General features: G+C 58.8%; 20 protein-coding genes. 4 read left to right on the plus strand and 16 right to left on the minus strand.

Features of this window, described 5'->3' with window-relative positions; translation table 11 throughout:
* Positions 1–478 (plus strand): DUF6639 family protein (locus tag MGEO_RS10340; RefSeq protein WP_085636830.1); only part of this gene is annotated, 478 nt, incomplete at its 5' end.
* Between the two features lie 140 nt (positions 479–618).
* Positions 619–1,008, plus strand: coding sequence for a hypothetical protein (locus tag MGEO_RS10345; protein WP_085636833.1), 390 nt, complete (start codon positions 619–621; stop codon positions 1,006–1,008).
* 215 nt (positions 1,009–1,223) lie between these two features.
* Here the strand turns inward: MGEO_RS10345 and MGEO_RS10350 are convergent, their stop codons facing one another.
* The 16 genes from MGEO_RS10350 to urtA form a co-directional block, all read right to left on the minus strand.
* Positions 1,224–1,676, minus strand: coding sequence for a CoxG family protein (locus tag MGEO_RS10350; protein WP_085636836.1), 453 nt, complete (start codon positions 1,674–1,676; stop codon positions 1,224–1,226).
* A 235-nt stretch (positions 1,677–1,911) separates the two neighbouring features.
* Entirely contained in the window at positions 1,912–2,697 is a 786-nt protein-coding gene (locus MGEO_RS10360; protein ID WP_085636841.1) for an XdhC family protein, read from the minus strand.
* Positions 2,694–3,881 (minus strand): vWA domain-containing protein, encoded by a 1,188-nt coding sequence (locus MGEO_RS10365; protein WP_085636844.1) that lies wholly within the window; start codon positions 3,879–3,881, stop codon positions 2,694–2,696. Before MGEO_RS10365 ends, MGEO_RS10360 begins: the two co-directional genes overlap by 4 nt.
* A complete protein-coding gene (locus MGEO_RS10370) occupies positions 3,878–4,753 on the minus strand; it encodes an AAA family ATPase (protein WP_085636847.1) in 876 nt (291 codons plus the stop codon). The genes MGEO_RS10365 and MGEO_RS10370 overlap by 4 nt, the downstream gene beginning before the upstream one ends.
* A 66-nt stretch (positions 4,754–4,819) precedes the next feature.
* Positions 4,820–7,246 (minus strand): aerobic carbon-monoxide dehydrogenase large subunit, encoded by a 2,427-nt coding sequence (locus tag MGEO_RS10375; protein WP_085636850.1) that lies wholly within the window; start codon positions 7,244–7,246, stop codon positions 4,820–4,822.
* A complete protein-coding gene (locus tag MGEO_RS10380; RefSeq protein WP_085636853.1) occupies positions 7,243–7,737 on the minus strand; it encodes a (2Fe-2S)-binding protein in 495 nt (164 codons plus the stop codon). Before MGEO_RS10380 ends, MGEO_RS10375 begins: the two co-directional genes overlap by 4 nt.
* 14 nt (positions 7,738–7,751) lie before the next feature.
* Complete coding sequence (locus MGEO_RS10385; protein WP_085636856.1) at positions 7,752–8,606, minus strand: FAD binding domain-containing protein; 855 nt, start codon at positions 8,604–8,606, stop codon at positions 7,752–7,754.
* Between the two features lie 134 nt (positions 8,607–8,740).
* On the minus strand, positions 8,741–9,874 hold the full coding sequence (locus tag MGEO_RS10390) for an MHYT domain-containing protein (protein WP_085636859.1): 1,134 nt from the start codon (positions 9,872–9,874) through the stop codon (positions 8,741–8,743).
* 404 nt (positions 9,875–10,278) lie between these two features.
* A complete protein-coding gene (locus MGEO_RS10395; protein WP_085636862.1) occupies positions 10,279–11,097 on the minus strand; it encodes a DUF2189 domain-containing protein in 819 nt (272 codons plus the stop codon).
* A 291-nt stretch (positions 11,098–11,388) separates the two neighbouring features.
* A complete protein-coding gene (locus tag MGEO_RS10400; protein WP_085636865.1) occupies positions 11,389–11,721 on the minus strand; it encodes an FmdB family zinc ribbon protein in 333 nt (110 codons plus the stop codon).
* Between the two features lie 58 nt (positions 11,722–11,779).
* Positions 11,780–13,009 (minus strand): formamidase, encoded by a 1,230-nt coding sequence (gene fmdA / locus MGEO_RS10405; protein ID WP_085636868.1) that lies wholly within the window; start codon positions 13,007–13,009, stop codon positions 11,780–11,782.
* Positions 13,010–13,030: 21 nt separating this feature from the next.
* On the minus strand, positions 13,031–13,720 hold the full coding sequence (gene urtE, locus MGEO_RS10410) for an urea ABC transporter ATP-binding subunit UrtE (protein ID WP_085636871.1): 690 nt from the start codon (positions 13,718–13,720) through the stop codon (positions 13,031–13,033).
* 12 nt (positions 13,721–13,732) lie between these two features.
* On the minus strand, positions 13,733–14,473 hold the full coding sequence (gene urtD / locus MGEO_RS10415; protein ID WP_085636874.1) for an urea ABC transporter ATP-binding protein UrtD: 741 nt from the start codon (positions 14,471–14,473) through the stop codon (positions 13,733–13,735).
* Positions 14,474–14,478: 5 nt separating this feature from the next.
* Entirely contained in the window at positions 14,479–15,603 is a 1,125-nt protein-coding gene (gene urtC / locus MGEO_RS10420) for an urea ABC transporter permease subunit UrtC (protein WP_085636878.1), read from the minus strand.
* Between the two features lie 12 nt (positions 15,604–15,615).
* Positions 15,616–16,542: an urea ABC transporter permease subunit UrtB gene (urtB, locus tag MGEO_RS10425; RefSeq protein WP_085636881.1), complete on the minus strand. Its 927-nt coding sequence runs from the start codon at positions 16,540–16,542 to the stop codon at positions 15,616–15,618.
* A 75-nt stretch (positions 16,543–16,617) separates the two neighbouring features.
* A complete protein-coding gene (gene urtA, locus MGEO_RS10430) occupies positions 16,618–17,889 on the minus strand; it encodes an urea ABC transporter substrate-binding protein (RefSeq protein WP_085636884.1) in 1,272 nt (423 codons plus the stop codon).
* Positions 17,890–18,101: 212 nt separating this feature from the next.
* Between urtA and MGEO_RS10435 the strand changes: the two genes are divergently transcribed.
* Together MGEO_RS10435 and MGEO_RS10440 are read left to right on the plus strand one after the other, a co-directional pair.
* Positions 18,102–21,446, plus strand: coding sequence for a hybrid sensor histidine kinase/response regulator (locus MGEO_RS10435; protein ID WP_085636887.1), 3,345 nt, complete (start codon positions 18,102–18,104; stop codon positions 21,444–21,446).
* A complete protein-coding gene (locus MGEO_RS10440) occupies positions 21,433–22,326 on the plus strand; it encodes a DNA-binding response regulator (RefSeq protein WP_085636890.1) in 894 nt (297 codons plus the stop codon). Before MGEO_RS10435 ends, MGEO_RS10440 begins: the two co-directional genes overlap by 14 nt.
* The last annotated feature ends 147 nt before the right edge of the window (positions 22,327–22,473 follow it).

Below are 22,473 nucleotides of genomic sequence, written 5' to 3' on the forward strand. Positions count from 1 at the left end.
CCCTAGAGACAAGATTGTAGGGGTTTCCGATCACTGCGCAGGTGTATACTTCCCGGGAACCAACCATGTCGCCTTGGTAGCACCGTCACTGGTGAGCGGTATGATGCCTCTGGACAGTGCCTTCTCCACACTCGAAGCTGACGTCTTCTTTGACAGTCTGCTCGTTCACGAGCTCGCGCACGCCTTTACAGAACAGCGAAACGCAAACGCGCTGAAGTGTTCGGCAGACAGTGAGTACATCGCCTACGCACTTCAGATAGAAAGCCTTCCCCATTCCGATCGTGAGACGGTGCTTTCTTTTCGAGAAGTGAAACGGCCGGTACCAGAGCAGAAACTGAATGATTTTGTGCTTGGCTTTTCACCCGACATGTTTGGCGTCTTGGCTTGGTCTCATTTCTCCAGTCCGGACAATGGCTGTCGCTTCATTAATGAACTGATCAATGGCAATGTCACATTGGCATTACCGGACTTGGAGTAAAGCAAGTGCCGCGACATTCGCGACGCCAGAGATCGCTATTCCCTATCCGCGCCTAAGACATTGATCTGCCTCAAAGCATCACATTCATCATTCCGCACATTTTATCCACTCGTTCGCCGAACGCAGAGAGGAAATCCAAAATGGCGCATCTGAATTTACGCGTAGTTGTCTTTCATAGTCTTACCGGAGCGTTGCTTGCGACCGCAGTCGCGGCGGAAGACATGGCAGTTGATCTCAACAAATTCGATTGCGGTGTGGTCCGAAAGAATGGCGAAAGCCTGGAACTTGATCGAAGAACAACTGCTGGACCTGTCACGACAAGGTTTTTCTGCACAGGTCGGTCCTGTCTCAATCGAGAACAGATCGAAGCTGCCGACGGGTCAACCTCGGAAGTCTTTCGGCACATATATCTTCCAAGGGATCGCAATGAATACGTTTCAACATGGGCAATGTACAAGGCGGGTGAAGACGCCCCATCCGTTCATCGGTCCAAGGTGTATCCGTTTGTGAATTGCGTTGATCCGGAGTGATCCAGCTGTTGCCTGGATTGCCATGCGGTATTGTGGGATCATTGCCAGACCTCAGGTTCTGCCTCGGTCTGGAACCAAGGTACGCAGTTGAACCGCCCAACCATGCATTCGCCAATGCGGACACCTGAAATGATGTTCCCGTGCCTTGGAGACACGGGAACCAGTGATCCAACTCGGAAGCACTGCCGGTGACATTCTCAGTTTAGATGTCTGCCTTATGCGACGGTCTCGGCCTCCATGACCTCAGCAAAGGACGAAAAGAACTTTGCGGCGAGCTTTTTCGCCGTGCTCTGGATCAATCGGCTGCCCAACTGCGCCAGTTTGCCGCCAATCTCGGCCTTGGCCTCGTAGCGCAGGATGGTCTCGTTCCCATCCGCGATGAGCGTCACATCTGCGCCGCCTTTGGCATGTCCAGCTGGGCCACCATTGCCCTGCCCGACCAGCGAAAATTGATCCGGCGCGCCTGCGGTGTCGAGTTCGACATTGCCGCTGAACTTTGCCTTAACGGGCCCAACCTTGAGCACGACCTTGGCCTCAAGCTCGGTATCGGAATGCTTGATCAACTCTTCGCAGCCGGGAATGCACTGTTTGAGCACCTCCGGATCGTTGAGCGCCGCATAGACCACGTCTTTCGGGGCCGCGATGCGGATTTCATCAGAGAGTTCCATGGATGTTATCCTCTTTTAGCAACAGGGAAATTTGATTTGCGCAAGGCGGTCAGCCTGATCGCGCGTCAGGGCAAAACGTCTGAAGAGCCGTTTGAGCGGCACTTTCGATCGGTTTTCGTCTGACGCGCCTTGCAAAGGTGAAAGGCAAGGAATTGGTGTCACCAACTCTGATTCCGCTGTGACGCGGTGTTTGAACGACCCGATCTCGTGACATGCCACATCAAGTGTTTCGACCTCAGGCATCCTCACCTCGCGGTAGAGTTTGGCGTCGCAGCTGGGTCAGCTCGGCCATGATCGAAAGAGCGATTTCCTCCGGCGTCACGGCGCCGATATTGAGACCGGCGGGGGCCGACACTTTCGCGATGTCCTCGGGGGCAAGTCCGGCCTGCTCCAGCTTGGCTGACAGGGCGGCGAACTTCTTGGTGCTGCCGACAAACGCCACATGCGCAGCAGAAGACCCCAAAGCGGCTTTCAGGGCATCAAGATCGCCCTGCCCTTGCGTGGCAATCACGGTTGCACGCAAGCGCCCGCCCGCAGGCACGTTGCGCTGCTCACGAACCACGGCCCAATGAAACTGCGGAGCCAGCTTCACCAACATGTCGGCAACGGGCGACGCTCCGAGAACCGTCAGTTCCGGCATCGGCAGACAGGGTTCGATGAAGATATCAACGGTGCCGCGCGACGGGCAGCCATTGCGCGCATAGGTGACACCATCCGCCTCAGCGCCCGCTGTCACACCCTTTTCAGACAGCAGCTCTTCGGGCGCGACGGAAATCAGCTGCGGCGCGCCGGTTGCGATCGCCTGAAGCGCCGCACGCTTCACCGCACCGCGCGTGCATCCACCACCGAGAAAGCCCTGAGCAATGGATCCGTCTGCGCGGATCAACGCCTTGGACCCCGGCTTGGCCGCCGTGGTTCCGGCTGTGCGGATGATCGTGGCAAAAGCGAACGGCTCTTCGCGGGCTCGCAAATCCTGAGCCAAGCCCGCAAGGTCGGACGACATGATCTCGGCGGGGGTCATAGGCGTACCAACTCCTGTTCCAGCGCGGCGATATCGCCGAGCGTGTTGGCGGAAGAGAAAAGGTCGAGATGCGGCAGGGCTGCGGCCATTCCAGCCGCGACAGGGGCATAGTCCTTCCAGCCCTTCAACGGGTTGAGCCAGATGATCCGACAGCCCCGCTTGCGGAGCTTTGTAAGGGCCGCGTCGATCAACTCGGGGGGCGATGTGTCGTAGCCGTCGGACAAGATGATCACAACCGAACGACCATCGACAAAACGCTTTGCGTAGGTGTCGGCAAAGCGCATCAGGCATTCGCCAATCTTGGACCCGCCACCAAAGCCATCGGCCATGAGCGACAGTCGCCCGATTGCCCGCATCGCATCCTTGTCGCGCAGCGCGTCCGTTATGCGAACAAGGCGCGTGTGGAAAAGATACCCATCGGAATTCGTATCACCACGCAGAAGACCTGCAAGGAACGCCACGAAGACCTGCGCATAGACGCTCATGGAGCCGGAAACATCGCACAGCGCCACGATCTTTACCTCGCGGTCCGGGCGCGTACGACGGATCAGCCGGATCGGTTCGCCGCCAGTCGAGAGGCTCCGCCGAATGGTCTTTCGGAAGTGCAAGCCGACACCCTTGCGTGCCGCGATCCGGCGGCGCGACCGTCTGTAGCGCAAAGCAGCGCCAAGGCGGCGCGCAACGGCTTCGGCTTCGGCGACCTCTTCGGGGCGCACCAGATCACGGAGGTCACGCTTGGCAAGGTTCGTCATCTCAACTGCAATCAGCTTACCTTCGCCATCGCTCTCGGCCTCACCATCGGCACCATCCGGCGCGGTCGATTGCCCAGCCCCACCCTCCGAGTCCTGGCCTGCGGCGTCGCGCGAAGAGTGGACGGACCCGTTGTTCGATCGGACAGGCTTTTTCGGCACCACTTTCTGGCGGACCCTACCCATATCCATCCAATAGGAATTGAACAGGTCGTCGAACCGAAGCGCCTCATCCTTGGACCCGGTGCAAACGGCCTTGAGCGCAGCGCGGGCGCGGTTGGGGTCGGCTGCATTCACATGGGTCAGCGCATCCAGCGCGGTGCGCGTTTCCTCGGCACCAAGACGCAACCCATTCTCGCGCAGATGTGCGAGAAAGCCCGACATGCGGGCTGTCGGACCGGGATCCCGGCCAGCGAATTTGGTGATCCTGCTCACGCGGCCTTCCCGGCAAGGCGTTGCGAGACCTCTGTGGTGATCTGCCCACGGTCGGCCTGCGTTTTCAGAAGCGTCGTCAGCGTCGCCTGCAACGCCGCAGGGTCGCGGGTCAGATCGTTGATCCCAAGCCCCATCAGAGCCGCGGCGAAATCGAGTGTCTCGGCAATGCCCGGAACCTTCTCCAGCTCTTCCTTCCGCAAGGCCTGAACAAAGCCAATGACCTGATGCGCCAATCGGGCTTCGATGCCTTTGCAGCGAGTATTCAGGATCTCCAATTCGGTGTCGCGGTCGGGGTAATCGACATAAGTGAACAGGCAGCGACGGCGCAGCGCGTCCGACAGATCGCGCGTGCCGTTCGAGGTCAGGATAACGATCGGGATCGAGGTCGCCGTGATCGTACCCAGTTCCGGCACCGTGATCTGGTAATCGGCCAGCATTTCCAGAAGAAACGCTTCGAACTCTTCATCGGCGCGGTCAATCTCGTCGATCAGGAGCACAGGAGGCTCATCCTGCGTGATTGCTTTCAACAGCGGGCGTTCCAGAAGGTACTCACGAGAGAAGATACGCTCCTCGACCGCGCGTCCGGTCTCGCCCGCATCCGATGCGGCGCGGATCGCCAGCAGTTGCCGTTGGTAATTCCATTCGTAGATCGCCTGTGCGGCATCCAGGCCTTCATAACATTGCAAACGAATGAGAGAGGTGTTGCGCGCTGCGGCCAGCACACGGGCCACTTCGGTTTTCCCGACCCCAGCCGCGCCTTCAAGCAAGAGCGGGCGTTGCAGCGACAATGCGAGGTGCAGCGCCACGGCCATGTCCTCATTGGCAACGTAGCCCTCTGCCGCCAGGGCAGTCTGCAGATCGTTCCAGGTCATTATGTTCTCCGAAAGTAGCTGCAAGGTCGCCGCGCCCCAGCAAAGAGGCGCGGCGGTTCTTGGTTATCAGCCGTGCAGGCCCAGCTTGTTCGCCGTCTGCCAGATGCGCCAATGGTCATGTGGCATGTGCGTGTGACGCAGGCCGAATGCCTTGAACGCATCGTTCACGGCGTTCGAGAAACAGGGCACACCACCGACATGCGGGCTTTCGCCAACACCCTTGGCACCGATCGGATGGTGCGGGCTGGGGGTCACGGTATGATCGGTTTCGTAGTTGGGCACTTCCCATGCGGTCGGCAGGAAGAAGTCCATCAGGGTTCCGGTCTTGACGTTACCCATGTCGTCATAGGCAATCTCCTGCCCGAGAGCGACGGCCAGCGCTTCTGTCAGACCACCGTGGATCTGTCCCTCAATGATCATCGGGTTGATGCGTGTGCCGCAGTCATCCAGCGCGTAGAAGCGGCGGATGTCCGTGACACCTGTATCAACGTCGATGTCCATCACGCAGACATAGGCCCCGAATGGGTAGGTCATGTTCGGCGGGTCATAGTAGCTGACCGCTTCCAGACCCGGTTCGATCCCCGGGATCGCCTGATTGTAGGCTGCAAAGGCGATCTCTTTCATGGTCTTGAACTTCTCGGGCGCACCTTTGACCACAAAACGATCCACGTCGAATTCGACATCGTCGTCATGCACTTCGAGAAGGTACGCCGCGATCATCTGCGCCTTGGCACGGATTTTCCGACCCGCCATCGCTGTCGCCGCACCGGCCACCGGAGTGGAACGGGAACCGTAGGTGCCCAGGCCATAAGGTGCTGTGTCGGTGTCGCCTTCCTCGATGGTGATCGAGTCTGCCGGCAGGCCAATCTCGGTCGCGAGGATCTGCGCAAAGGTCGTGGCGTGACCCTGACCCTGGCTGATCGTGCCAAGCCGCGCGATGGCAGAACCCGTGGGATGGATACGGATTTCGCAGCTGTCGAACATGCCAAGCCCAAGGATATCGCAGTTCTTGACCGGACCGGCCCCGACGATCTCGGTGAAGAACGTCAAGCCGATGCCCATCAGAGACCGCGTCTTGCCTGCTTTGAAGTCCTCGACCCGCTGTGCCTGCTCGGCACGCAGCCCTTTGTAGTCGACGGCCTCCAGCGCCTTGTCCCACGCCGTGTGGTAATCACCGGAGTCGTATTCCCAACCCAGCGCAGACTGGTACGGGAACTGCTCTTTCTTGATGAAGTTGATGCGGCGCAGTTCGGCCGGATCCATATTCAGCTCGATGGCCAGAACTTCGATCATACGTTCGATGAAGTACACCGCCTCGGTCACACGGAATGAGCACCGATAGGAGACACCGCCGGGGGCCTTGTTGGTGTAAACCCCGTCAACCGCCAGATAGGCGACCGGGATGTCGTACGAGCCGGTGCAGATGTTCATGAAGCCCGCAGGGAACTTCGTCGGATCAGCGCAGGCGTCAAAGCCACCGTGGTCTGCTGTTGTGTGACACCAGAGACCCGTGATCTTGCCTTCCTTGGTCGCGGCGATCTTGCCCTTCATCCAATAGTCACGCGCGAACGCAGTGGTCATCAGATTTTCCATGCGGTCTTCGACCCACTTCACCGGGACACCGGTGACGATGGAGGCCACGACCGAACAGACATACCCCGGATAAGCACCAACCTTGTTGCCGAAGCCGCCGCCGATGTCGGGGCTGATGACGCGGATGTTGTGCTCTTCGATGCCGGAAATCAGGCTGACCACGGTACGGATCGCGTGCGGCGCCTGGAACGTCCCGTAGAGCGTCAGCTTACCGTTAACCTTGTCCATCGAGGCGACACAGCCGCAGGTTTCCAGCGGGCAGGGATGCGTCCGGTGATAGTAGAACATATCCTCGGCCACGACCTCGGCCTCGCCGATCACCTGCTCGGTGGTTTCCTTGTCCCCGACTTCCCATGTGAAGATGTGGTTGTGATGCTTGCGCGGGCCATGTGCACCGTCCGGAAGAGACCCATCTTCGGCCACGAGGTCTTCGCGCAGCACAACGTCGGACTTCAGCGACGCGAACGGATCGATGATCACTTCGAGTTCTTCGTACTCGACCTCGACCAATTCCACAGCATCCGCCGCGATATAGCGATCCTTGGCGACCACATAGGCCACTTCCTGACCTTGGAAGAGCACCTTCCCATCGGCGAGCACCATCTGCTTGTCGCCAGCCAGTGTCGGCATCCAGTGCAGTCCAAGCGGGGCCAGATCCGCAGCGGTCAGAACCGCCACAACTCCATCCAGCGCCATGGCGGCGTCTGTATTGATCGATTTGATCCGCGCATGCGCATAGGGCGAGCGGACGAAGTCACCAAACAACATACCCGGCAGTTTGATGTCGTCGACGTAATTGCCTTTGCCCTGGGTGAACCGGGCATCTTCCACGCGCTTGCGCTTGCAGCCCATGCCGCCCAGCGCATCCGCGCGTTCCTGACGAGACAGTTCCTTGTTCATTCTGCTGCCTCCTTGGCTGCACTCATCTCTGCCGCTGCGGCGAGGATGGATTTCACGATGTTCTGGTAGCCTGTGCAGCGGCAGATATTGCCTGCCATGCCAAAGCGGACCTCTTCCTCGGTCGGGTTTGGGATCTCCTCAAGCAGCTTGGACGCGCGGGTGATCATGCCCGGCGTGCAGAACCCGCACTGAAGACCGTGATGTTCCTTGAACGCCTCTTGCAGCACATGCAGGCTGTCGGGCGATCCGAGACCCTCAATGGTGGTCACTTCCGCGCCATTGGCCTGAGCCACGAACATGGTGCAGGACTTCACTGACTTGCCGTTGATGGTCACGGTGCAGGCCCCGCAATGGGACGTTTCGCAACCGATATGCGGACCTGTGATGTTCAGGCGCTCCCGCAGGGTGTGGATCAGAAGCTCACGCGGCTCAGCCAGGAATTCCTGCTCCTCGCCGTTGACGGTCATCTGGATATGCATCTTCTTTGCCATGATGTGTTCCTCCCTCACGCCCGATCCCAGGCGCGCGCGATGGCGCGGCGCAGGATCATGGCGGCTGCATGGCGTTTGAATTCGATCGGCCCGCGGTTGTCCTGGGTCGGGTCGATATCGCCCAACATGGCCGCAACGGCCGCGTCGATGGCGGCTGCGTCAACCGAAGTCCCAACAAGAGCGTCACCGGCAGCTTCAGACCAGACCGGTGTATCGCTGAGGTTGGTCATCGCGATGGACGCAGAGCTACAGGTGTCCCCGTCTTTCACCAGCAGCACAGCCGCCGCAGCGGTCGCGTAGTCGCCGATCTTGCGCTTCTGTTTTTCGTAGGCGTAGCCGCCCGACGGCGCGTCAAAGGCCACGGCGACCAGAACCTCGTCATCTTCGCGGTCGGTCATGTAGGCGGCTTCGTAGAAATCGCGGGCCTGAACCTCGCGTTCACCGTCCGGGCCAACAAGGATGAAGGTCGCGTCGAGGCACTGCATCAATCCCGGCATGTCATTGCCCGGATCGCCATTCGCTACGTTCCCACCAACGGTGCCCATATACCGTACCTGCGGATCTGCGATCTGAAGAGACGCCTCGCGCATGATCGGCGCGGCCTCCGCGAGCGCCGCATGGCCGATGATGTCGGATTGCGTGGTCATTGCCCCGATACGAATGCGCCCGCCATCGACAGTGATGCCCGACAACCCGTCGACATCTTGCAGGTCGATCAGGTGCGGGACATCCGCCATGCGCAGTTTCATCATCGGAATCAAACTGTGCCCACCGGCAAGAACACGCGCTTCATCGCCATGCTCTACCAATACGGCCAGTACCCCTGCCATGTCCTTTGGACGATGGTACTCAAAGGCAGCTGGAATCATTGCCACTCCTCCCTAAGCAATTTCTCTCGCTGCGCGGAAGGGTGCACAGGGTTCGTGCAATCACTTCTGAAAACGCTCAATTTTCGCACTTTTTGCACGAAATGCGCCGTGTCTCGCACGAACGGCGCGCGGCTTCAGCAGAACGCTGTCTGTGCGTCTTTGAGACGGGAGCGGCTTACGGGCACCGGAGGCAGGTTGCTACCCGAGAAGGTGAGCCGACCCTTGTCCTTGGTGCGCTCGAAGGTTGCGACCATGGACGGGTTCACAAGGTAGCTGCGGTGCACCTGCATGTATCCGGCAGGCAGCAACTTGGTTGCGGCCTTGGTGATCGGCCAGACACAGAAGTAGCGATCCTTCATCGTGTAGACTTGGCTGTAATGCCCGTCCGCCCGGACGAAGGCCACGTCCGCTGCGGAAATGAAAACCTTGCTCCCGTCACGTTCGCACGGAATGCTCACGAAGTCCGGTGACGGCCGGGGTTTGACCGCCTGCACGTCGTCTATAGGGCCGACATCCGGTATTGCCGCCACACCCGCTGGGACGGGTTCATACTGCGGTGGGATAAGATAGGTGGAGCCGACCCAGAGAAAGGTGCCGAAAATCACAAAGCTCGACAGGATCACGCCTAGGGCAAGTGTCTCGTTGCTGATGAGCGGCCCAAGTTCGTCGGTCTCGGGCAATGCGATGAAGTTCGTCCCCGCCATTGCAAGGAAATGCACCGCAACCACGGCGCAGCCGAAACACAGTGTACCGATCACGATGTTCCGTGTGCTGCGGGTCTGGTAAGCGACACTGAAAGCAAGGACGCACAGCACGACAGCCAGCACCGACGAGGCAAACACACCGAGCGTTGTGTAGACCGGCTGGCATAACTGCATCCCGGCCATCCCGACGTAGTGCATCGCAAGAATGCCAAGGCCGACAATGGCGCCGGCCGCAACGATGATTCGGTTACTGCGTCTGGTGAAATGCAACAGCACCAATGCCAAGGCGACCATAAGGATCGCGATCAGCGCAGACACCAACGTGACCGCGGCATCGTAGTAGAAAAGGATTGGCATTTGCAGACCAAGCATGGCCAGAAAATGCATCGACCATATCCCCCCGCCCAGCGCGACCGAGGCCAGGGCGACAGCCAGTTTGCGCTGTGTCACGGATTTCTTTGAAAGGTCCTTGGTCAACGTCAAGCCGGTTGCTCCCGCGACCAGCGCGATAACAAGGGACATGGCCACCAGCCATGGATTATACCCGACTTCGAGGAACTCCATGAGACAGCCTTGTAGGCAATCCTATCGGCCAAGCAAAGGTCGATGTTCCAGCTTGGCAGGAATTCAAAACAGCCTCCAATACCTGCATCGGAGATCTTAACAGAAGGCCAGATTTCAAGTCGTAGTGAAAACAGCAGCTATTGGATGGAACCAGCACACAAGGCTCCCAAAGCACACCTGCTATCGGCGGCTGGTTGCCGCGAGACTCTGGGACATTGGGAGATCAGGCATCAGTTCTCGGGTACCCGAGCAAGGCAGACGGCCGTCTTGTAGGCCTCTATCGCCCGGCCTTTGCCTCGTGAAAAACTGTATGTGCAGACGCGGTCCAGCGAGAAATCCGCAAACGGCAGGTCTGTGCCCAAGGCAATCGCCCCCTCTGCATGACCGGATGACTGGAGGACGGGTCACACCTCTGCGGGGGACACGGCTCGCTTGTAGAGGTGCCACGTGGTGTGACCAAGGATCGGCAATGTAAAGATCAGACCCATAAACGCTGGAACAAGTGACAAGAGCATTGTGGCCGAGATGATCGCCGCCCAGCCGAGCATGACAACGGGATTCTCCTGAACCACGCGAAGGGATGTGAGCATTGCCGAAATGAAATCCATGTCCCGGTCGAGCAGCATGGGCATGGCGACCACGGTTACAGAGAACAATACTGCGGACAGAAATGCACCCACGCAGGTGCCAACGGCCAAGAATGTCCACCCCTCCGGTGTGAAGAATACTGTTTGGAAAAACCCGTCCAAATCCGAAAAGGCTGAATCCTGAAGGATGATCACAAGCAGCGTCCGAAACTGGTAGAACCAGATCCACAAAAGGAACAGCGTGACAAAGGCCATCCAACCCATCTCGCGTTTTCTTTGATCGGCCATAACGGTGAGAATGTCATACCAGCCGAACGCTTCTCCGTTCTGAAGCCTACGAGACATCTCATACAGCCCCGCGGCCGCGAAAGGCGCAATCAATGGAAAACAGATCGCTGCCGGTATGACCATCCAGATCTTCCCGAGCCAGACCAGACACCAAACAAACACAATCCCGAAAACTGCGTAGAAAAGACCAAAAAAGCCGCTCATGAACGGGCGCGCCAGAAAGTCGGAAAACCCTGCGTTCAACGAGGCTTTGATATCATCCGCCGTCACCTTGTTGACCTTGGGCGCGCTTGCGCGCTGCGGAGACAGATCGTCCGTTGATTTGGAGCCTGTTGTCTCGGATGTCATGACAGTCCTCCCAAAGCATGGCATTTCGCCGCTTGGCTCGCCAGCACGCCAAGCGATGGCAGCAACGGCCTCTCCTCCATGGCAGCATCCCCCAGCAAAGGCTTTGGAGCAAGAAGAACCGCATGCGTTGGACGCTTGGGACCTTTGACGGGAATGCAGCAATTGGCGATTCCGACATGCCGCAGACCTTCACATCCGAAAGTTCATTGATGGAGACTGTCTTGAAACCGGTGGCCGCTCATGAGGCCTTGCAGCTAAGCCACCACCGGCAAAAGTACATTCGCGCTCAGTTCAATGCGAAATCATCCAGGGGCGCTTGGACGGAAAGCTCTTCGATCCGTCGGGACGATACAGCGTCTTGCTGTTCTTCTTCGCGCCACCGCTGCAACACCCGCAACCGGGGCCGTGGGTGCTGGTCCGTTTCGGACTGTCGGCAGAGCGTTCGTTGGTCTCATGCGCGCGCCGGGTGTTGCTGCTCAGGCCCGAGATATGCGGAACGCTAAACAGGACGCGCGGCGCCGACTGGCCGCACTCGGGGCAGTCGCAGGGATCGGCAAAGGCCTGCATCGGGGCCATGTTTTCAAAGATGCCGCACTCGGAGCATTTGTATTCATAGACGGGCATAGTGGGTCTCCAGGACAGGGAACCGGCGCGGCCACGAGGGTCACGCCGGTCAGGGACATCACAGATCGGGGGCCAGCGGCACGTCGACACTTCCGTCGAGGTACTTTTTCGGACCGTCGGCGTTGGGCATCATGTCCCACTCGAAAATGTCGTTGGGCAGCCAGAGCGTCGCACAGGCGTTCGGAATGTCGACCACACCCGAGATGTGCCCCTGCACCGGGGCCGTGCCGAGGATCGCATAGGCCTGCGCGCCGGAATAGCCGAACTTCTTGAGGTACTCGATCGCGTTAAGGCAGGCCTGACGATAGGCGATATGCACGTCGAGGTAGTGCTGTTCGCCCTTTTCATCGACCGAGATGCCTTCAAAGATCAGGTAGTCGTCGTATTTCGGCGTGATCGGCGACGGTTTGAATATCGGGTTGCGGATCCCGTATTTCGACATGCCCTCCTTGATCAGCGACACCTTGAGGTGCAGCCAGCCCGCCATTTCGATGGCCCCGCAGAAGGTGATCTCGCCATCGCCCTGGCTGAAGTGCAGGTCGCCCATCGAAAGGCCCGCGCCCTCTACGTAGACCGGGAAATAACAGACCGACCCACGGCTCAGGTCCTTGATATCGCAGTTGCCGCCATGTTCGCGCGGCGGAACGGTGCGGGCGGCCTCGGCGGCGGCGGCATCGCGCGCCTCGCCCTTCATCGCGCCCATATGCGCGCTTTGGGTGTTCGGCAGGGCGGCAAGCGGCGGGACGCGCTGCGGATCGGTGTTGAAAAGTGCGGTTTCGCGCGCGTTCCACATGTCCAGCATCTTGCGATCCGGCAGACAGCCGATCAGGCCGGGATGGATCAGACCCGCGTATTTCACCCCGGGCACATGGCGCGACTTGGTGAACATCCCATCGATGTCCCAGATCGACTTCTGCGCCTCGGGGAAATGCTCGGTCAGGAAACCGCCGCCATTCTGCTTGGAAAAGAAGCCGTTGAAACCCCAAAGCATGTCCTCTTTCGCGCCGATGTCGAGGATCTCGACCACCAGCAGGTCGCCCGGTTCCGCGCCTTTGACGCCAATCGGGCCAGACAGGTAGTGCACCTGCTCAAGCTCCACGTCGCGCACATCTGCGGCGTCGTCATTGTTCTTGATCTGACCACCGGTCCAGTCATAGGTCTCGATGCGAAAATCGTCACCCGGCTCCACCCACACGTTGATCGGAATGTCCGGGTGCCAGCGGTTGTGCACGTTCTCGTTGGTGTGCGGGCTTTCGCTCAGCTCTACGGAAATCAATGTCTCAGCCATGTCTACCTCCTGGTCTGCTGGTCATACGGAAAGGAATTTCGAGACCTTGGCCTCGTCGATGCCCGCGCGCGGGCTGTCATGCACAAAGTTGCCGTTCTCGATAACCATCACCCGGTCGGCGACGTCGAGCGCAAAGCTGAGCACCTGTTCGGAAACCACGATGCTCAGGCCCTTTTCATCGCGGATTTTGCGCAGCGTCCGGGCCATGTCGCGGATGATCGAGGGTTGGATGCCTTCGGTCGGTTCATCGAGCAGCAGAACCTTTGGGTTCGAGGCCAGCGCGCGGGCGATGGCCAATTGCTGCTGCTGACCGCCCGACAGGTTGCCGCCGCGCCGGTCCTTCATCTCCAGAAGCACCGGGAAGAGTTCGAATATGTCATTCGGCACCTTGGACTGACCGGTCACGGTCAGCCCGGTTTCCACGTTTTCCTGCACCGTCATCGCGGAAAAGATCATCCGGCCCTGCGGGACATAGGCGATGCCACGGGCAACGCGCTCGTGCGATTTCAGCCCCGTCAGCGCCTGATCACCCACCGCGACGTCGCCGGATTTTTCGGGAACGATGCCCATGAGCGTTTTCATCAGCGTCGTCTTGCCCATGCCGTTGCGGCCCATGATGGCGACGATCTCTCCGGGCGCGACGTTCAGGTCGAGCCCGTGCAGAACTTCACTTTGGCCGTAGGCTGCGGTCAGGGATTTCACGTTCAGCATGTCTGGGCTCCTTCAATGACCGAGGTAGACTTCGACGACCTTCGGATCGTTCTGCACCCGGTCCATCGTGCCTTCGGACAGGGTTTTGCCTTGGTGCAGGACCGTGACGCGGGTCGCGATGTCGGCAACAAAGCCCATGTCATGTTCGATCACGATCACCGACCGGTCCTGAATGATCCGGTTGAGCAATTCGGCGATTTTCTTGCGCTCGGCCACGGACATGCCCGCAACCGGTTCGTCGAGCATCAGAAGTTCGGGGTCCTGGATCAGCAGCATCCCGATCTCGAGCCACTGCTTCTGCCCGTGGCTGAGGAAGGCGGCTTTTTCGTCAAGCTGCCCGTCGAGGAAGATCGTCTGCGCGATTTCCTTGATCCGGGCGCGGACGGTTTCGTCGCGCTTGAACGCCAGCGCACCAAACACGCCATGCCCCTTGGGGTAGCTGAGTTCGAGGTTCTCGAACACGGTCAGGTCTTCGTAGACAGAGGGCGTCTGAAACTTGCGACCCACCCCGGCATGCACGATCTGGTCTTCGCGCATCGCCAGAAGCTCTTTGCCCTTGAACACAACCGATCCTTCGGTGGCCTTGGTCCGCCCGCAGATCAGGTCAAGCACGGTGGTCTTGCCAGCGCCGTTCGGGCCGATGATGACCCGGCACTCGTTGGGTTCGACGTAGAAGCTGAGGTGATCCACCGCCTTGAAGCCGTCGAAGGACACGGTGAGGTCTTCGACCTTGAGAATGAAACGCTCGTCCATACCGATCACTCCGCCGGGGCGCCATCAGGCGCGGGTGCTACAGATTTCTTCTTGCCCATGATCTCGAGCAGGCGCGGTTCGATCTTTTCGGACCAGACGCCGGCCAGACCGTTTGGGAAGACCATGACGACCGCGATGAAGAGGCCGCCAAGGCCCAGCAGCCACAGTTCGGGGAAACTTTCCGAAAGCGAGGTCTTGGCCCAGTTCACGAGCAGCGCGCCGTAGACCGCGCCGAGGATCGACAGGCGACCGCCGACGGCGCAGAAGATCACCATCTCGATGGAGGGCACGATCCCGACCAGGGTCGGTGACATGAAACCAACCTGCAGGGTAAACATCGCCCCGCCGATCCCGGCAAAGGCCGCGCCAAGGCAGAAGATGAAGATCTTGAAGTTGGCGACGTTGTAACCCGAAAAACGCACGCGGTCTTCCTGGTCGCGCATGGCGATCAGAAGGCGGCCCAGCTTGGACTTGCGGACATATTGCGCGACAAGCAGCACCGCGAAAAGCAGCACGCCGTTGACGAAGTAGAGCACCGTCTTGGCCTCGTCTGTGCGGATGTCCCAGCCCAGCAGCGTGCGCAGGTCGGTGATCCCGTTGACGCCGCCGGTATAACCCTGCTGTCCGATGATCAGGATCGTCATGATCGCGGCAAAGGCCTGGGTGATGATGGCAAAGTAGACGCCGCCCACCCGCCTTGTGAACATGGCCACACCGATGATGAAGGCGAACATGACCGGCACCGCGACCACAGCGATCAGCGCGATGGGAAGGGAATAGAACGGCTCCCACCACCAGGGCAGTTCGGTCAGCTGGTTCCAATCCATGAAATCAGGAATGCCCGGGGTGGACTGGATCGCGGTGTTCTCGGGCGTCGATGCCTCGAGCTTGAGGAACATCGCCATGCAGTAGCCGCCCAGTCCGAAGAACACTCCCTGGCCGAGGCTCAGGATGCCCCCTGCCCCCCAGCAGAGCGCAAGGCCGACAGCCACAAACGCATAGGTCAGGTACTTGCCGAAGAGGTTGAGGCGGAAGTTGTCCAGCACCGCCGGGAAGATGACGAAGATCAGCGCGGCGAGGATGACAAACCCGATGATCTCTTTGCGGGACATGAAGGCAGAGGATTGCATCTGCTGTGCTCCTTACTTGCGCAACTTGAGGGAGAAGAGGCCTTGCGGGCGGATCATCAGGATGCCGACCACCACAAGCAGGGTCAGGACCTTGGCCATCGAGCCGGAGAGGAAGAACTCCATGATCGACTGTGCCTGGCTGATCGAAAACGCGCTGGCGATGGTGCCAAGAAGCGATCCCGCGCCGCCAAAGACCACGACAAGGAAGGTGTCCACGATATAAAGCTGCCCCGCCGTCGGCCCGGTGGAGCCGATCATCGTAAAGGCGGACCCCGCCACTCCGGCCACGCCGCAGCCGATGCCAAAGGTCAGCCGGTCGGTCCATTCTGTGTTGATGCCAACCGCGCCTGCCATGACGCGGTTCTGGTTGATCGCGCGCACCTGTTTGCCCCAGGTCGAGCGGAACATCATCACGTAGACGGCGATGGAAATGCTGACCGCGAGGACCATGACGAAAATACCATTGATCGGCACTTCGATCAGATCGGTCAGCGGCAGCGACCCCATCATCCAATCAGGGATCGTTACACCCACCTCGCGGGCACCAAAGACGCTGCGATAGATTTGCTGGAGGATCAGGCTCAGACCCCAGGTCGCCAGAAGCGTATCAAGCGGGCGTTTGTAGAGATGTCGGATCAGTGCCCATTCGACGAAGAGCCCTAGCGCCCCTGACGCCAGAAAGGCCAGAAACATCGCCACGAAGAAATACGTGCCGAACAGCGCTGGCATGTAGTCTCCGAACAAATTGGACGTGAGGTAAGTCACGTAGGCGCCAAGGATCATGAATTCGCCATGCGCCATGTTGATGACGCCCATCTGGCCAAAGATGATCGCCAGACCCAGCGCCATAAGGACGAAGACGGAAAACAGGATCAGGCCGGCAAAGCCCTGCATGGCGAAAATGGCGCCCAACTCGGACATGGAATAATCGGCGAACATGGGACCTCCGACGCTGAAAGGGGGAAAGGGTCACGCGACCCGGGACTGCCGCCGGGCCGCGCTTGATTTCGAGACTTACTGGTAACCTTCCGGGAAAGGATCTGGCTCAACCAGTTCGGCGGTCTCGAACACCACCTCGTACTGTCCGTCGGCCAGCGCCCGTCCTACGCGGGTCTTGGACCACAGGTGATGGTTCTCATGCACTTTGACATAGCCTTCGGGGGCTGTTGTCAGTTCGATGCCAGGGCTTGCCTCGCGCACCTTATCGACATCGAAGCTGCCGGCTTTTTCGACCGCAGCCTTCCACAGCCACGGGCCAAGATAGGCCGCCTGCGTCACGTCGCCGATCACGATGTCGTCGCCCCACATTTCCTTGAACGCCTTGACGAAGGCGAGGTTGTTCTCGTTTTCCAGCGACTGGAAATACTTCATGCAGGCGTAGGATCCGGCGATGTTTTCGCCGCCGATCCCGCGGATTTCGTCCTCTGTCACCGAGATGGTCAGAACGATGGGCTTTTCCGCCGCCGGGTCGATACCCGCCGCGATCAGCTGCTTGTAGAAGGCCACGTTCGAGCCACCCACGACGATCGCATAGATGACATCCGGCTTGCGCAAGCGGATCTTGTTGATGACCGAGTTGAACTGCGTGTGACCAAGCGGATAGTACTCTTCACCGACGACCTCGCAGCCCTCCATGAAGTTCTCGATATGCTTGCGCGCGATCTTGTTCGAGGTGCGCGGCCAGATGTAGTCCGACCCCAAGAGGTAGAAGCTCTTTGCACCCTTGGTCTGGTTCACCCAGTCAAGGCCCGCGATGATCTGCTGCGTGGCTTCCTGCCCGGTGTAGATCACGTTCGGGCTTTCCTCGAGGCCTTCGTAGAAGGTGGGGTAGTAGAGGAAGCCGTTGTGCTGTTCGAATACCGGCAGAACCGCCTTGCGGCTGGCCGAGGTCCAGCAGCCCATGACCGAGGCCACCTTGTCGTTGACCAGAAGCTTGCGGGCCTTTTCCGCAAATGTAGGCCAGTCCGACGCGCCGTCTTCCTGGATGTATTCGATCTTGCGGCCAAGGATACCGCCCTGGGCGTTGATCTGCTCGATGGCCAGTTTCTCGGCCTGAACCGACCCGGTTTCAGAGATTGCCATCGTGCCCGTGACCGAGTGCAGGATGCCGATGGTCACGGTGTCATCCGTCACCGCCAGCCCTGTCGTGTTCACCTCGGCGGTGGGGAAATCGGCTGCCCGCAGGTTCTTTGGCAGGAACAGGGATGCGGTCAGAGCCGTGCCACCGGCAAGAACCGCTCGACGGCTTAGGTGATTGTTTTCACTTTCAGAATTTTGGTCAGACATATCGCCTCCTTTTAACTTGCTCAGAAAATGGGCGATTCACCATCACCCGCTGAAGAAAGGATCGCGACAAATGCTGCGGCGCAGAATACGTCAAATGACGTATACCGGTGCGCGTTTTGTGCACTTAGGGTTTCTGCGGATCACTGGACACGGGCGACTCCGCTTTCGACTCAGTCATGTCGGCGCGGACAGCCTTTTCTGCGGACAACAGTATGGTTGCACGACTGACTGCCACCCGCGAGAAGCGGACATACAATCGTTGGGTCGCCAACGAGACGATGGAAGACTTTGCCCTGCGGTTCACCGCACGCCGGGCGCGACGGTGGAGCTACAGCCGTGTCGCGAATACCGCGATCGGGTCGATCTCGTTTCTGGCCCTCGAAGCGATCGGCGCGACCATCACGATCACCTACGGCTTTGACACGGCGATCATCGCAATCATGCTGGTCGGTGCGATCCTGTTTCTGACCGGCCTGCCGATTTCGTATTACGCAGCAAAATATGGGCTCGATATTGATCTCATGACCCGAGGCGCGGGTTTCGGGTATCTTGGCTCGACGATCACATCCCTGATCTACGCGTCGTTCACCTTCATCTTCTTTGCTCTGGAAGCCGCTATCCTGGCTCTCGCTTTGGAATTCACCCTGGGGGTGCCGCTCTTCATCGGCTATGTCGCGAGTTCTCTGGTCGTCATACCTCTGGTCATTCACGGCTTCTCCAAGATTTCAGCGTTCCAGGCGTGGACCCAACCTCTTTGGGTCCTCCTGCATGTCCTTCCGTTCCTGATACTCGGGTTTGTCGGATATGACATTGATACGTGGACCGGGTTCAAAGGCAGCACCGAGGTTCCCGACGGCGCGGAACTCTTGATGCTGGGTGCAGCGTCCGGCGTAGTGTTTTCACTGGTTGCTCAGATTGGCGAGCAAATCGACTTTCTGAGGTTTCTGCCAGAACCGCGTTCTACGGCAGAAAGGCGCAAATGGTGGCTCGCCTTGATCTGCGCAGGACCGGGCTGGTCGGTTCTCGGGATGCTCAAGATGCTGGCCGGGTCTTATCTGGTCACGCTCGCCATTCGGGAAAACGTTCCACCGGAAGAAGCAACGGACCCAACACGTCTCTACTATACAGCATTCGAACAGATGCTTTCTTCGCCATTTCTGGTCTTGGCGTTGACGGCCGCTTTCGTCGTGTTGTCCCAACTCAAAATCAATGTCACCAACGCTTATGCCGGCTCGATTGCGTGGTCGAATTTCTTTTCCCGGCTGACCAAGAGCCACCCGGGTCGCGTGGTCTGGCTGGTGTTCAATGTTGCCATCGCCGTGATGCTGATGGAATTGGGCGTCTTCACCGGTCTGGAGCACGTCCTGAGCCTGTATTCGCACGTTGCCGTCGCGTGGATCGGCGCGCTTGTGGCTGATCTTGTGGTGAACAAGCCATTGGGTCTCAGTCCTAAGGGAATAGAATTCCGGCGGTCTCATCTGTACGACGTAAATCCGGTCGGGATTGGCGCGATGCTTATCGCCTGTCTCGTGTCGCTTCTTGCCTTTGCTGGAGTGCTCGGGACGATAGCACAGGCCTTTTCGTCGTTTGTCGCGCTGCTCACTGCTTTCATCCTGGCACCGATATTGGCTTGGGCGACCAATGGCAGGTACTACCTGGCACGCGTCGATCCAGAGCCGACTGCGGCGGCGTCCATGCACACCTGTACTGTTTGCGAGTACCGGTTCGACGCCGAGGACATGAGCGATTGCCCATTCCATTTCGGGCGTATCTGTTCCCTGTGTTGCAGCCTCGATACGGCGTGTCACGACCTTTGCAAGCCTCATGGAAGGCTCGATGCATCGCTGCGCGAAGCGTTCCTTGCGGCGCTTCCCGCGCCGATTGCACATGCCATGGTCTCGCGACTGTCACGCTACATTCTGACAACGGCGTTCTTGTCGCTTTGCTTTGGTGCCTTGCTGTTGGTGATCCGCGCCTTCGCAAACGAAGACACATTGGACGCCGTTCTCACGATCATTTTCTGTACCGTCCTGATCGTCATCGGCATTGCCGTCTGGATGTTTGTGCTGGTCGGTGAAAGCCAGAAAAATGCGTTGGAGGAAACAGAGCGCCAGACTCAGTTGCTCCTCAAGGAAATCAGAGCACACGAACGCACGGACCTTGCCTTGCAGGAGGCAAAGGAAAAAGCCGAAGCGGCCAACCTTGCCAAGACACGGTATATGTCAGGGCTCAGCCATGAGCTGCGCACGCCTTTGAATGCGATATACGGTTTTGCTCAGTTGCTTGAAAAAGATCCCGACCTGGCCCCTTGGCGGGTCTCGATCACAAGTATCCGACGGTCTTCTGAGCATCTCGCGGGACTGATCAACGGTTTGCTCGATATCTCTCGGATTGAGGCCGGCAGGCTCGAGATCGCGCGCGACAAGGTCAATCTGCACGCACTGCTCCGCCAGACCGCTTCGATTTTCGAAGCCGAGGCCAAGGACAAAGGCATCACTTTCAAGTGGTCGACCCACGGGCGCATCCCGGCGCTGGTCGGCACAGATGAAAAGCGTTTGCGCCAAGTTATCATCAACCTGCTGTCGAACGCATTGCGCTATACGGATGAAGGGCGTGTCGAACTTGACCTGAGTTACCGCAACGAAGTTGCCGTCATCACCGTAAAGGATACCGGCATCGGTATCGCACCAGAAAACCTCACGCGCATCTGGCGTCCTTTCGAGCGTGCTGGCCGGTCTGACCGGCAAGGCTCCGGTCTTGGTTTGACGATTACGAAATTGTTGGTCGAGATCATGGGAGGCGAAATCGACCTCAAGAGCACACCCGGCTTGGGCAGCACCTTCTCTGTGAAGATGATGCTCCCGGCGATTTCGACGAGCATATTTGACGCTCAGGATTTGAACAAATCAGCCCATCAACCGACATTTGTTGGTTACAGGGGGGCACGCAAGACGATCCTCGTCGTCGATGACGACGTCAATCACCTGACACTCACCGAACGATTTCTTTCGAATCTGGGTTTCGTCGTTCTGGTCGCTTGCTCGGTAGATCTGGCCGAGGAGTTGCTGAGCGAAGCCATGCCCGATCTGATGGTGTTGGACATTGACATGCCCGAGCGGGATGGCTGGTCGTTTGCACAGGAGTTGCGTTCCGGAGACTGGCCGAACGTACCGATCATTGTCATTTCAGGCCATGCTGACGAGGAGGGTGTTCCAGGTTCACGGGTGGCGCTGCACGATGCGTTTCTCGCGAAACCGTTCAACCTCGACGAACTCCTGATGCAGATCGCAGAGTTGTTGAAGGTGACTCTCATTCTGAGTTCGGAAGACGAGGCCGAACAAGCGGTCGTTGATGATTTGACGGACCACGATCTCGACGCGCTGTGCGAAAGCGCGGAGCTCGGCCATGCGGCTGGCGTGCGCACGCTCCTCGAGGAACTGCGCTCTGCAAAAAGGGGGGCGCCCAGCCTTCTCGACCTGCTCGAGAAGCGACTGGACCGTTTTGACATGGGAGGAATCGTCGAAGCCTTGGAGGCAACAAAAAATGGCGTTGAATGATTTTGGCCCGAAATGCATCGCTTTGGTGGTGGATGATACGCCCGACACACTGGGAATGGTTTCGAGTGCGCTTGAGGACAGCGGCATCACAGTGCTTGTCGCCACCAACGGGCCATCCGCAATAGAACTGACGCGCAAGGTCGAACCGGATGTGATCCTCATGGACGCGGTCATGCCTGGCATGTCAGGGTTTGAAACCTGCCGTGAGCTCAAATTCGGGAGCGAGCCGGTAACAACACCGATTGTCTTTATGACAGGACTGACTGAAAAAGAGCACCTTCTGGAAGGTCTTGCTTCAGGCGGTGTCGACTACATCACGAAACCGGTGATTGTCGAAGAACTCCTTGCCCGGCTCAGCACGCATATCGTCAATTCTCGACTGCTTCAAAGTGCCCGCGATGCGCTGGATACATCCGGTCGATCCGTGCTGGCGTGCGACAGAAATGGCAAGGTTTTATGGGGATCCCAGAACGCGCTGGCTGTCCTTCGCGAGTCAGATGCTGTGTTTGACTCATCCTGGACCGCATGGGTTGCAAACTGCGCGAACCGGCCTGTCTCATCGGTTCAACCCTTCGAGACGCGTGAACTGACGTTTCAGTTTGTTGGAATGACGGCGGCTGCAGAAATCCTGATCAAGCCGATGCGCAGCATGACAGACAGCAAAGACAGTGTCCTCGCAAGCGCATTCCATCTCACACCGCGGGAAGCTGAAGTGCTGTATTGGTTGACCCTTGGAAAAACCAATCGCGACATCAGCATCATTCTCGGTCTGAGCGCGCGCACGGTGAACAAGCACCTTGAACAGGTATTTCAGAAGATGGGCATCGACAACCGCACATCAGCAGCGGTGAAAGCCGACCGGGTTCTGAACGCACTATAGCGTCAGGGTGCAGGATCGGCTCAGGCGAAGTTTCACATTACGGCCGTCGCAGACCCTTCTGCACCGACCGACTGTGATGGATCGTACATCTGCGATGTCAAGACGTGAACGGGGCACCAACGGGCGAATCCCAAAATGTGATCTTCC

Source organism: Marivita geojedonensis (assembly GCF_002115805.1).
Classification (GTDB): Bacteria; Pseudomonadota; Alphaproteobacteria; order Rhodobacterales; family Rhodobacteraceae; genus Marivita; species Marivita geojedonensis.

Coding starts and splice junctions, on each gene's coding strand:
- urtB (WP_085636881.1), bottom strand. CDS start 16,542: ATGTTCGCCGATTATTCCATGTCCGAGTTGGGCGCCATTTTCGCCATG.
- MGEO_RS10360 (WP_085636841.1), bottom strand. CDS start 2,697: ATGACCCCCGCCGAGATCATGTCGTCCGACCTTGCGGGCTTGGCTCAG.
- MGEO_RS10400 (WP_085636865.1), bottom strand. CDS start 11,721: ATGCCCGTCTATGAATACAAATGCTCCGAGTGCGGCATCTTTGAAAAC.
- MGEO_RS10385 (WP_085636856.1), bottom strand. CDS start 8,606: ATGATTCCAGCTGCCTTTGAGTACCATCGTCCAAAGGACATGGCAGGG.
- MGEO_RS10380 (WP_085636853.1), bottom strand. CDS start 7,737: ATGGCAAAGAAGATGCATATCCAGATGACCGTCAACGGCGAGGAGCAG.
- urtC (WP_085636878.1), bottom strand. CDS start 15,603: ATGCAATCCTCTGCCTTCATGTCCCGCAAAGAGATCATCGGGTTTGTC.
- MGEO_RS10350 (WP_085636836.1), bottom strand. CDS start 1,676: ATGGAACTCTCTGATGAAATCCGCATCGCGGCCCCGAAAGACGTGGTC.
- MGEO_RS10440 (WP_085636890.1), top strand. CDS start 21,433: ATGGCGTTGAATGATTTTGGCCCGAAATGCATCGCTTTGGTGGTGGAT.
- MGEO_RS10435 (WP_085636887.1), top strand. CDS start 18,102: ATGGTTGCACGACTGACTGCCACCCGCGAGAAGCGGACATACAATCGT.
- MGEO_RS10345 (WP_085636833.1), top strand. CDS start 619: ATGGCGCATCTGAATTTACGCGTAGTTGTCTTTCATAGTCTTACCGGA.
- MGEO_RS10375 (WP_085636850.1), bottom strand. CDS start 7,246: ATGAACAAGGAACTGTCTCGTCAGGAACGCGCGGATGCGCTGGGCGGC.
- fmdA (WP_085636868.1), bottom strand. CDS start 13,009: ATGGCTGAGACATTGATTTCCGTAGAGCTGAGCGAAAGCCCGCACACC.
- urtA (WP_085636884.1), bottom strand. CDS start 17,889: ATGTCTGACCAAAATTCTGAAAGTGAAAACAATCACCTAAGCCGTCGA.
- urtE (WP_085636871.1), bottom strand. CDS start 13,720: ATGCTGAACGTGAAATCCCTGACCGCAGCCTACGGCCAAAGTGAAGTT.
- urtD (WP_085636874.1), bottom strand. CDS start 14,473: ATGGACGAGCGTTTCATTCTCAAGGTCGAAGACCTCACCGTGTCCTTC.
- MGEO_RS10390 (WP_085636859.1), bottom strand. CDS start 9,874: ATGGAGTTCCTCGAAGTCGGGTATAATCCATGGCTGGTGGCCATGTCC.
- MGEO_RS10370 (WP_085636847.1), bottom strand. CDS start 4,753: ATGACCTGGAACGATCTGCAGACTGCCCTGGCGGCAGAGGGCTACGTT.
- MGEO_RS10395 (WP_085636862.1), bottom strand. CDS start 11,097: ATGACATCCGAGACAACAGGCTCCAAATCAACGGACGATCTGTCTCCG.